Source organism: Terriglobus sp. TAA 43 (assembly GCF_000800015.1).
GTDB lineage: Bacteria > Acidobacteriota > Terriglobia > Terriglobales > Acidobacteriaceae > Terriglobus.
In genome coordinates, this window is record NZ_JUGR01000001.1 from 3169970 (window position 1) to 3180663 (window position 10694).

The window sequence follows — 10694 nt, forward strand, 5'->3', positions numbered from 1 at the left end:
AACATTTGGGCCAAGGCCTAACCAGGACAGAATCGCGCTGCCATTCGCGATGGAAGAATAGCTCGCTCTGCAATTGTCATCTGTTCAGGTCCATTGGCCCATCACCCTTCCGGCGACGGATTGTTTCCAAATGGCTGTACGAACAGTTTCCCTTGCCAAGTCACATCTTGCGGCAGCCCAACATTCACAGATAGAACAGACGCCATGCGATGCCTTCCTTCATCTGAGAAACCGTGTCTCTTGTTGATCCATATCGGGGGACATCCTACCGCAAGGTAGTCCCCGTTCAACCTAATGAGCAAGTGTGCAATGTACTGAGAAAGCAGCTCAATTATCCGGGCCTGAAGAAGCTGATTGTTAGTCACATGAGGCAGTACAACGCGACCCGGGTCATCATCGAAAATCGTGCTTCAGGGATTCAACTCTGTCGGGATCCCAGAGCCGATGGTATCTATCAGGTCAGGCTCTATGACCCTTCTCCTGGCTCTGACAAAATCATGCGGTACATGAGCAGACTCCTGAATTTGAAAGTCACGCGACAACTATTCAGTCATTAAGACATCACTACTGCGTAGGGCCATGACTCACACTCTTATCGAGGCGGCCCGGCCACCAGTTCCGGTCCCCTGCGAGGCGAAGGAGCGCCGGGCCGATGACGATGCGCACGATGGTTGCGTCGAGCAAAACCGCCACGGCCAGTGTGAAGCCGATCATCTTGACGACGAGGAAACCGCCAAAGGTAAAAGCCGCAAAGACGACAATCATGATGGCGGCAGCGCTCGTGATGAGACCGGCGGTGCGTGCCATGCCCTCCGGGATGGCGTCTTCTTCGCTGAGACCACTGCGGCGTGCTTCGAGCACGCGTGCGACTAGGAAGACCTCGTAATCCATGCTGAGGCCGAAAACGATGGCGAAGGTGACAATAGGAACCAGCGGGAAGATGCTGCCGGTCCCTCCCGGCACGCCGAGAAGGCGGCTGCCATAGCCGTCCTGGAAGACGAGAACAAGTGCGCCAAACGCTGCGGCTACGGATATCAGATTCAGCACGATGGCCTTGACCGCTGCGAAAATGCCGCGGAAGCCGGCCAGCAGCGCGAGAAACGTGCCCCCGACGACCAGTCCCATGACAAATGGGAAGTTGCCGCGGATGATGGTCTCGTAGTCGGCGTTCAGTGCCGGGATGCCGCCCACCAGCAGTGTGGCTCCGGGCACGCCGGTCAGTGCTGGCGCGCCGGTCTTGCGAAGCTCACGCACCCAGTCGACCTGGTCGCGCAGTGTGACGGAGCCCTTAGGTACCACCTGCAGCAGTGCGGCCCGGCCGTCGCTGCTGAGGAGGGTGCGCCGCGTCTCGCGTGAGAGCTCGGTCAGTGACGAACGGTTGCCGTCGGCGATGGTGGTGATAGAGATGACGCGGTCGGTGCGTGGGTCGGTTGCGACGTGCTTGGTGATGGCATCAATTGCGTTCCAGCCGGCATCGGTCTGCGCGATGGAATCCTTGGGTAGCTCGACGATAATGCGGAGCGACTCGACGATTCCGCCGCGGTCCATGTGTTCCAGCTGATGCAGCGCGTGGACCGACTCTGCAGACTGCGGCAGCCAGTCGCCCTGCGGCACGCTGGTATCGAGGTGCCGCACCTGAGCGGCGAGTAGCGCGAGTGGAATGCCTGCGATGACGAGCGCCAGCCACGGGTGCGCGACGATGACCGTTCCCCAGCGCCGCCAGCGCACTCCGGTGCGTTCAGCGCGGCATGCGTCGAGCTTAGGCGCAAAGGGCAGCCGGCCGAGGTCAATACGTTTGCCGAGGAGCGCCAGTAACGCCGGTACAAGGGTGTTGGTCAGCAGTACGCTGAGCCCTGCGACAAGGAAGCCGGCGATGCCAATGGACCGAATTTCGCTGATCGGAACCGTGAGCAGCGCAAGGAAGCCGATGCCGACGGTGGAGGCAGAGATGAGCAGTGTGCGCCCTGCCTGACGGGATGCAATGTGCGCCGCCTCCGATGCGCTGATGCCGGTGGCAATGGCCTCGCGGAAGCGGCTCACCATCAGCAGTCCGTAGTCGATGCCGAGACCGAGGCCGAGCATCGTCGCCAGGTTTTGCACAAGGATGGACAGGTGCCAGCGATGGGCGAGGAAGCCCGTGATAGCGAGCGTGGTCGCAATGGCGAGTTGGCCAACGGCCAAGGGGATGAATGCCGCAACGAGGCTGCCGAAAGCCACCAGCAGAAGCGCGAGCGTTGCGGGAATGACCAGGCTTTCGCCGCGGCGAACATCGTCGGCGCTGGCCTTTCGGATGTCGAAATTGAGTGGGATCTCGCCGGTGAGCTCCAGCTTGATCCCGGGATAGCGGCTCCTGAGCTGGCCTTCGAGTGACGTTGCCAACGTATGTAGGCCCGGCACGAGCGATTCGACGGGAACGTCGGTCGAAGCCAGGCCAACGAGAACGTAGGTGCCCCCGCTGCGGCCAAGGAAGATGGGGTCATGCAGGTCAAGATACGAGACCACACCGGAGACTCCGGTCTGCGCCTTCAGGCCATCGACAATCGTCCCTAATGCCTGTGCACCTTCGTCAGAGTTTGCTGGGGGAATGTTCTCGACGACGAAGACGACCTGGTCCACAAACGGCGAGTGAAAGCGATTGGCAAGCTCGTCGCGAACAGTCTCCGCCTGGCTGCCTTCGACGCGAGTGGCGGTCTCCAGGGAGCGCTCCGCGTGGAAGGAAAAAGGCAGCAGTGCGAGTGCCGCTGCAAGGACGATTCCAGCCACTAAGAACCGGCGAAAGAACATAGCTTTCATCATGTCATAGACGCTGTTGGACGCCGATCAATCTCCTGAGAGGGCTGCGCGGGAGCATTTCCCGACCGGGCACGCGGCATACGTGCGCAAACATTTCGCATCCTATGGCGGGTATACACTCGCTGAGGTTACCGCGTGGTTCCGTCTGGGTACACACGTGTTGGCGAGGTAGGAGGACACATTCGTACCGTATTGCTTTTCGCGTTCTTTGCCTTTCAGGCGGGCGTTGCGGACCCACGCATTGGGTCGTGGACGCTGGTCTCCGCGCAGTCCAGCATGGACCCTGCCAATAAGCTTTCCATCATGACTGTCCCGGATGGCTCGCACGTGGTGATGTCGGGCGAGACGCGTCTCGACTTCACGGCGAACACGCACGGCAAGCAGGCCCCCGCGCCGGGCAATCTCGGGTTCAATCAGATCGAGCTGCACCGGATCAGCAAGAAAGAAGTTGAGGTGCGCGAGAAGAAGGATGGCGCGCCGGTGGCGACCGTTCGCGAAAAGCTGTCGAACGATGGCATGGTGTTAACGAGCACCACGACGTCCACAGGCCATACCCCGGTGATCACGGTGTGGACGCGCAGTGGTGGTACGAAGGACCCCAAAGACCCATTTGTGGGCGATTGGACGCAGGATATGGGAAAGACCCGGATGCAGCAGGGTTCAGTCCTTAAGATCGATGCGGACGGCAGCGGTGGTGTGCGCTTTTCAGGCGGTTACACCTACACCGCAAAATTCGACGGCAAATCGTACGACGTGAAGAACTCGCGAAACGACACAGTGGCGTTAGCGCTGGTTGATCCGCACACGGTGGATGCTACCTTCAAGCGCGACAACCAGGTCTCGCAGAAGGATAAGTGGCAGGTCTCTGCGGATGGCTCGCAGATGACGCTGACCAGCACCGCGACGCTGGAGACTGGTCAGCACATCACTGAGAAGCTTGTGTTTAAGAAGCAGTAACCGAGAGTGCGGTGGAGTCAGCGGACAACTCGTTCGTTGACTCCTCGCCATATTCGCGCACCGCGACCGAGATGATGCCCTTGCGGTTCATGAACTTGAGGATGCCATTGACCGTGTCTTCGAGCGACGGGTCTGGACGTCCCCATGCTGAGGCATCGCGCGCTGTCTGGTACGTCGTACTCTCGTAGCGCTTAAACTCCATCGACGAGATGTTGTCAACCGAGCCCACAAGGAAGTCGAGCAGCGGGAAAAGCAGGTCTTCCTTACGGCAGCGGCGGATGAGCTCCGGCACGAAGTCCGGCAGCAGGAAGTGATCGAACTGGCGGCCGGTGGACTCGGTGATGAGCCGCGTGATGTCCGTCATGTTCGAGTACTCATCGCGGACAACGTGGTAGGTCAGGTTGGCTGTGCCCGGGGTCATGGAGATTGCGACGATGTTGTTCGCGACGATATCTGCCGGAACAAAGCTGACCTGGTTAAGCGTGTCCACCCCAATGCCGTGGTTCACCATGAAGGCGACGAGCCGGACGGCGATATCGAAATTGTTGCCGCCACCATCGACCGACGGACTGACGAGCGCCGGGCGGAAGACGCGAACGGACAGGCCCTTGCGCTGTGCGGCAAAGACGACCTGTTCGGCGACCCACTTGGTCTGGCTGTAGCCAAAGTCCAGCAGCGCCATCTCGGCGTTGCAATCGGTCTCAAACAGGCTGGGTTTATGGGCCCAGCCGTGGATGAACGTCGTCGAAACGTAGTTGAATTCCTTCGCCTGACCTTCAAAGGCCATGCGCAGGATTTCGTTCGTTCCGAGCACGTTGGCGTCGCGCATCATGTCGTAGTTGAAGAGATAGTTGACGGTTGCGCCGTTGTGGAAGATGGTGTCAATCCTGGTGGTCAGGTCGTCCCATGTCTCCTGCATCAGGCCGAGCGCGGGCTGACCGAGATCGCCGCAGACGGGCACAACACGCGCATGGAACATCTCCATCACGTGAGCCTGGACGTGTCCCATGGAGTGCATGGCGGCTGTCAAACGCTGCTTGCCCTGCAGTTTGTCCGAGGCGCGGACGAGCACATGGATCGTTGCCTCGGTCTGCTCGAGCAGGCTCTGCATCAGGAACGGCCCGATGAAGCCGGTGCCGCCGGTCAGCAGAATCTGGCGCGGCGACGGAATCGTCGGTACGGGAGCAGGAGCTGGCGGATCGAAGAGGAGTTTGCAGTCGTCGCGCATCATCTGCGCTTCCAGTTCGTTCTGCTCCTGTCGGAAGGCTGCGAGGAATTCGCGCAGGTGCAGGATAGCTTCTTCTGGAGCAGCATCGAGTTGGTCTGCGAGATTGAACAGTTCCGCCACGCTAACGCGCTGGACCAGGCCAATATCTACCTGGCGCGCGAGCAGTTCCGCACCCTTGTCTTTCAACAGCTCTTTCAGCTCGTGCATGAAGCAGACGAGGTCTAGCGAGTCGAGACCTGCTTCTACCAGATTGTAGGTTTCTTGCCCGGTCAGGTTATAGCGCGCCTTCAGCTCGGCAAACGGCGAGTGCATGTTGGCTGCCGTTTCAGCCGAGCCAGGATCGCTGTCGCGTGAGAAGTCGGAGAGCACGTTGAACTCTCCGGCCGTCCACATCTGCTTGGTCTTGTGGCGCATGATCTTGCCGGAGCTGGTGCGGGGTACGGCGCGCGGCGCGATGAGCGCGATCATGGCGACTTCAACGTTCAGGTAGTTGCGCACGGCCGTGGCGATTTTGCGTGCGTCCGGGAGAACCTTCGGATTCTTGATCTCGGCAACGATCGCGAGCGCGGGTTCGTTGTCTTCGTGGATCTGAAACGCAGCAACGCAGTTGTGGCGGATGAGGCTGGAGGACTTCTCGACGACGTTTTCAATGTCGTGCGGGTAGTAGTTTTGCCCGCGGAGGATGATCATGTCTTTAATCCGGCCGCAGACGTAGAGCTCGCCATCGTGCATGAAGCCGAGATCGCCGGTGCGCAGGTAGCCGTCGTCGTAGGGGCTGTCGTCGACAAGCCGCGCGCGAAACTGCTTCAGGGTGAGTTCGGGGTTGTTCCAGTAGCCCTGACACTTGCCATGGCCGGCCAGCCAAATTTCGCCGATGCGGCCGGCCTCGAGTGCGAAGTGGCCTTCGGGATCGACGATCTTGAGGTCAAGACCGGGGAGCGGCGCACCGCAGCTCACGATCTGCTTGGACGTGTCTATCTCAGAGACATCTGTCGTCATGCGCGCCTTGCCCTGTGCGAGAGCGCGCTTATTGACGGATACGATGTTGCGGCCGTGCAGCGTGACGGCGAGCGTGTTCTCCGCGAGGCCGTATGCGACGTAGAAGGCTTCCGCGTTCAGTCCGTATGCCTGGAAGGCTTCGAGGAAGCGGATGTAGGTGTCTGGCTTGACGGGTTCCGCGGCGCACATCAGCACCAATAGCGAACTCAGATCGCAGGACTCGAGCGTTTCTTTCGGCAGACGGCCAGTGCGGAGGCAATAGTCATACGCAAAGTTCGGCGCAGCGGTCGAGGTCGCGCGGTACTTCGAGATCGTCTCAAACCACAGGACCGGACGTTGGATAAAGTCGATCGGCGAGAAGCCGTAGGTGGTGCCACCGCGCATGGCGGGGTACAGGTAACAGCCGATCAATCCCATATCGTGGTACTGCGGCAGCCACGAGACGACGACGGGCGACTCGTTCTCGACGACGAGCGCGGCGGTGCTCAGAATGTTTTCGTGGGAGACGATGACGCCCTTGGGCTCCATCGTTGAACCCGAGGTGTACTGAAGGAACAGGACCTTCGACGGTGCGACTACAGGGACCACGCCTCGCGGGGCAATGAAGTCTTCTGTCGCGATCCACGGCAGCCCGGAGATGTAGTCGATATCGACGCCAGACGTCGCAACGCCGCTTCGCGTGAGATTGGTCTTGAGCGAGGCGTGATAATCGCGGCTGGTCAGGATGCCGGCGGCGCCGCAGTCCTTTGCGATGTGCACCATCTTGTACACGGCGCTTTGAAAGCCCCGCGAACTCGGAGGATAGACCGGGACAGGGATTAGCCCGGCACGCACACAGCCGAAGAACGCGCAGATCATCTCCAGCCCGGCAGGATAGGCAAGCAGCAGCCGGTCTCCCGCAGCGAATCGGCCATCGGTCAGTAAATGCCCTGCAATCGCCTCTGCACGGAGCAGAAACGAGGCGTACGTGTAGCTTTCGATCGGATCGCCGTCCACGTCGAGATACGAATACAGAAGTTTGTCAGGGTGCTTATCTGTCAGTATCTGCAGCTGGTTCAAAATCGACGGCGTACTCAATCAGCGATCCTCCAAAGCGGATTAATGAGGCAACTGTCTTCCGACAATCGCGCGGGGGTAAAAATGCGACGTTCAACGAGTAGACGGGAATTGATGACTTATGGTGACTATACGCGCTCGTATTTTGCCACTCCCTCGCAATTTTTGCGGATGTTAACTTATGTTTCATCTTGGCAGAGGCGCGTAGAAAACCGAATGCTTTAGGCCACACAATATGTGGCCGCAGTTCTGCAGCGCCACGAACAGTTGCATAATGGCAAATGCATTTTTGATAAGGTACGCCTCGGGCTTCATAAAGGCGTCATGTGTTCGTTCTACAATCGTTATGAGGGCTGCGGTCAAGGCCGCGACCCTATTTGCGGAGGTCCCGATGTTTGCAACGCAAGGGGCGATTGCTGCGGGGCCGGACGCAGAAGATCTTGTGCCGCCCGAAGACGCCGCATCGTCGGCGATTGAGGCAGCAAGCGCGTCTTCCTTCCCAAAAGTCCTGCGCCGAAGGCTGGAAAGATTCTTTGCGGACGCGGATCTTTCTCCTAAAGCGAACCCAGCGATGTGGGGAAAGATCGCCATTGGAATGGCCGTCCTCGCAGGCAGTTGGATCGCTCTCTACGTGCTCCATCCAGCTGCTTGGGCGTTTTTTGCTCTCTACGTTTTGGGCGGTCTGGCGCAGACCTTTCTTTTGTTGAATATCGCCCATGACAGCAACCACAATGCGATTTCATCACGCCCGGCGATCAACAAGAGCCTGAACTACGTCTTCGATCTCTGCGGCATCAGCTCGTATATGTGGCGTATCCTGCACCATCGGGGCCACCACTCCTGCATCAATCTGCACGGCGAAGACGATGCGATCGAGGGACGCGGTCTGTTTCGTTTTACGCCGCATACCCCTCGCACTCCCTTACACCGCTTTCAGCATATCTACGCGCTGTTTCTGTATGCGTTGTTCTCTCTGGAGTACGTGTTCGTCCGCGACTTCCAAAGCTTCTTCGCCCCGGCTCACGATTACTTGACGCGGACGAAGCACCCTCTGCGTGAGTACGTCATACTCTTCGCGGGTAAGGCTTTTTACCTTACGTACATGCTCGTGCTGCCCATCGTGGTGATGCACGAGTCGCCGTGGCTGGTGTTTGCGTCGTTCTTCGCCGTCCACCTTGTCGTTGGCATCAGCGTCGTGCTCGTCTTCCAAACGACGCACGTCATAGAAGATACGTATTTTCCATTGCATCGCGATGAGTTCGAAAACGGTGTGTATCACGTGTTCGCGACAACCGCGGATTATGCGACGGAGAACCCGCTTGTGGGCTGGCTTGTGGGCGGCCTGAATCATCATGTTGTCCACCATTTGTGCCCATACGTATGTCACACCCACTATGCTCCGCTAACGCGGATTGTGAAGGAAACCGCCGAGGAATTCGGTGTGCCATACCGTCAACACCGGACCATGACCACTGCGGTCTGGCACCACCTGATGCTGCTGAAGCAGTTGGGCAACGAAAACTGATGCAGCTCCGCCGATCCCACGTGGCAGCATGCGTTCATACAAAGCACGTCCAGAAAGGCTGGGCATGACCACGTCCACGCTCATTCCGGCAGTTTCGCGTATGCGTTCGCTCGCGGACTCGCGCGCCATGGCCAACAATCCTACGCAGGTTCTAACGAAGTACAGCGAAGAGTTCGGCGATACCTTTCGCTTCTATCTCGGCGGCATCAAGGAAGCGATTGTCACGACCGATCCAGCCGTGATCGAGCACGTCCTGAAGGTCAACGCCGGGAACTATCGCAAGTCAGAGATTCAGGTGAAGCGGATGGGGCACTTCCTTGGTAAGGGTCTGCTCACGACCGAAGGTGAAGCATGGAAGACGCAGCGCCGCCTCATCCAGAAGGGCTTTGACCGCAAGCAGCTTGATGCGCTATCCGTCATCATGCAGGACTCGCTGGCTGAATCCCTGCGAGAGTTCGACACGCAGATCGACAACGGTCCCGTCGATATCTATCCACACCTGATGAAGATTACCTTTGCGATGGTCGCTCGTTCGCTCTTCGGAGCACGCCTCAAGGACGAGGACATCGAACTCGTCAGCCACACCATCTGCACGGTGCAGGAATTCATCGTGAAGCAGACGCTTCAGCCGTATCTGAACCCGTGGTTCGAAGTGTCTGGCGAACTGACGAAGCATGAAGAGATGCGCAAGAGCGCTGATGCGGTCCTGATGGCGTACATCAAGAAGCGGCGCAACGAACCGCCCGCGCTGGACCTGCTGCAGACCCTGATGGATGCGCGCTACTCCGACGGTGAGGGTATGAGCGATGAGCTCATCCTGAGCGAGAGCATGCAGTTGCTTGTTGCGGGACATGAGACCTCATCCAATGGGCTCTCATGGCTGCTTTACCTCCTGAGCTCGCGGCCAGATTGCCTGGAACAAGTTCGACGGGAGTTTGATGACGTGCTAGGCGACTCTCCTTTGAGTCACGCCGACGTCCCTAAGTTCCCATTCACAACACAGGTCATCCAGGAAGCACTTCGTCTCTACCCGCCGTTCTGGATGGTCGACCGCGAGGCGATCGCAGACGACCGCATCGGCGACATAGCAATCCCAGCTGGTTCAATGGTCATTGTGCATGTTTACGGCGCTCACCACGCGCCAAAGCACTGGGCAGCCCCTGAGTCATTTGATACGGACCGCTTCATCAAAGGAAAAGAAAAGCTGCGTGCGCCCTTTACCTACCTGCCGTTCGGAGGTGGGCCTCGAGGCTGTATCGGCAACAACTACGCGATGCTGCAGATGCTCATGATCCTGAGCGACTTGCTAAGGCGCTATGATTTTCAAGTTTCACCGGGACAAACGATCGAAGCTCAGGCGATGGTCATTCTGCGGCCGAAGAATGGCATCCGTATGACCTTCACGAAGATATCCCCCGATTCCAGCCAGCAGCTAGGAATTCTCTAACTGACACTTCGACCCGCTCTACGAAAAGGAAGCTGCGTTACCCGATGCTTGGAAGGCAATAAGAAATGAGAGCTAGGAGCTAGCAGTGCGGACGAGTCGCTCTGCCTTTGCTAATCACTGCGTAATTTCAAGGCGGAATATGCAGTTTTCAAGAAGAGAAACCAAACTAAGACTGAGTGGCGGTGGGCGCAGTCTCGGCCAAACTCATCTCCCATTGCGAACGTTTGATCAGGGATTTTACAGGGGATACGCGAATTATCGAGGGGGAGCGTAGCGCCGGGCCGCGCCCTTCGGAGGCGAGCATGAAGGCGGACGTTCATGGAGACAGGGCTTAGCGGGGAAATGGGAGCTCGTAAAGCCTCAATCTCTACAACTACGTTGGGAATAGTTCGCTCACGCCCGCAGATCTCGATGGACTTTGCTGGAAGTGTTCCCAATGGGCCTGCAATGCTGTGTTACTTGTTGACGCTTCAACGGTTGTTTTGATCTTCCAAAGCACGCAGTTCTGCTTCCCGTATCAATCACACGGAATGGAGAGACAGAGCGCTCCCTTTGTCAGAATCCTACTAGTAACGCGCAATATTGTTTCTTGACTTTAAATGGCGCTTACGGTTTCAATGATGCGCATCGGATAGTCCCCTATTGTTCCCGGTTTTGCATTCGCATAGCAGATTCGAAGTATAGCTCCC

The 10694-nt window shown here is 58.3% G+C and carries 5 protein-coding genes; 3 read left to right on the forward strand and 2 right to left on the reverse strand.

Annotated features, from left to right (window positions below; all coding sequences use genetic code 11):
- Window positions 1–564: 564 nt before the first annotated feature.
- Window positions 565–2796 carry an MMPL family transporter gene (locus tag M504_RS13475; protein WP_047492232.1) on the reverse strand — a complete coding sequence of 744 codons (2232 nt, stop codon included), beginning with the start codon at window positions 2794–2796 and terminating at the stop codon, window positions 565–567.
- Between the two features lie 132 nt (window positions 2797–2928).
- Between M504_RS13475 and M504_RS13480 the strand changes: the two genes are divergently transcribed.
- A complete protein-coding gene (locus M504_RS13480) occupies window positions 2929–3750 on the forward strand; it encodes a hypothetical protein (protein ID WP_156993753.1) in 822 nt (273 codons plus the stop codon).
- Here M504_RS13480 and M504_RS13485 read toward each other — a convergent pair.
- On the reverse strand, window positions 3737–7054 hold the full coding sequence (locus M504_RS13485; RefSeq protein WP_052200717.1) for a thioester reductase domain-containing protein: 3318 nt from the start codon (window positions 7052–7054) through the stop codon (window positions 3737–3739). The genes M504_RS13480 and M504_RS13485 overlap by 14 nt on opposite strands.
- 370 nt (window positions 7055–7424) lie before the next feature.
- Here M504_RS13485 and M504_RS13490 point away from each other — a divergent pair, with 370 nt between their 5' ends.
- Together M504_RS13490 and M504_RS13495 are read left to right on the forward strand one after the other, a co-directional pair.
- The gene (locus tag M504_RS13490) at window positions 7425–8558 is read left to right on the forward strand and encodes an acyl-CoA desaturase (RefSeq protein WP_047492239.1); all 1134 of its coding nucleotides are present in this window, start codon (window positions 7425–7427) and stop codon (window positions 8556–8558) included.
- Window positions 8559–8622: 64 nt separating this feature from the next.
- On the forward strand, window positions 8623–10005 hold the full coding sequence (locus M504_RS13495) for a cytochrome P450 (RefSeq protein WP_047492243.1): 1383 nt from the start codon (window positions 8623–8625) through the stop codon (window positions 10003–10005).
- The last annotated feature ends 689 nt before the right edge of the window (window positions 10006–10694 follow it).

Bases quoted from the DNA above. Each gene is read 5' to 3' on its own strand.
- M504_RS13495 (WP_047492243.1), top strand. From the start codon at position 8,623: ATGACCACGTCCACGCTCATTCCGGCAGTTTCGCGTATGCGTTCGCTC.
- M504_RS13490 (WP_047492239.1), top strand. From the start codon at position 7,425: ATGTTTGCAACGCAAGGGGCGATTGCTGCGGGGCCGGACGCAGAAGAT.
- M504_RS13475 (WP_047492232.1), bottom strand. From the start codon at position 2,796: ATGATGAAAGCTATGTTCTTTCGCCGGTTCTTAGTGGCTGGAATCGTC.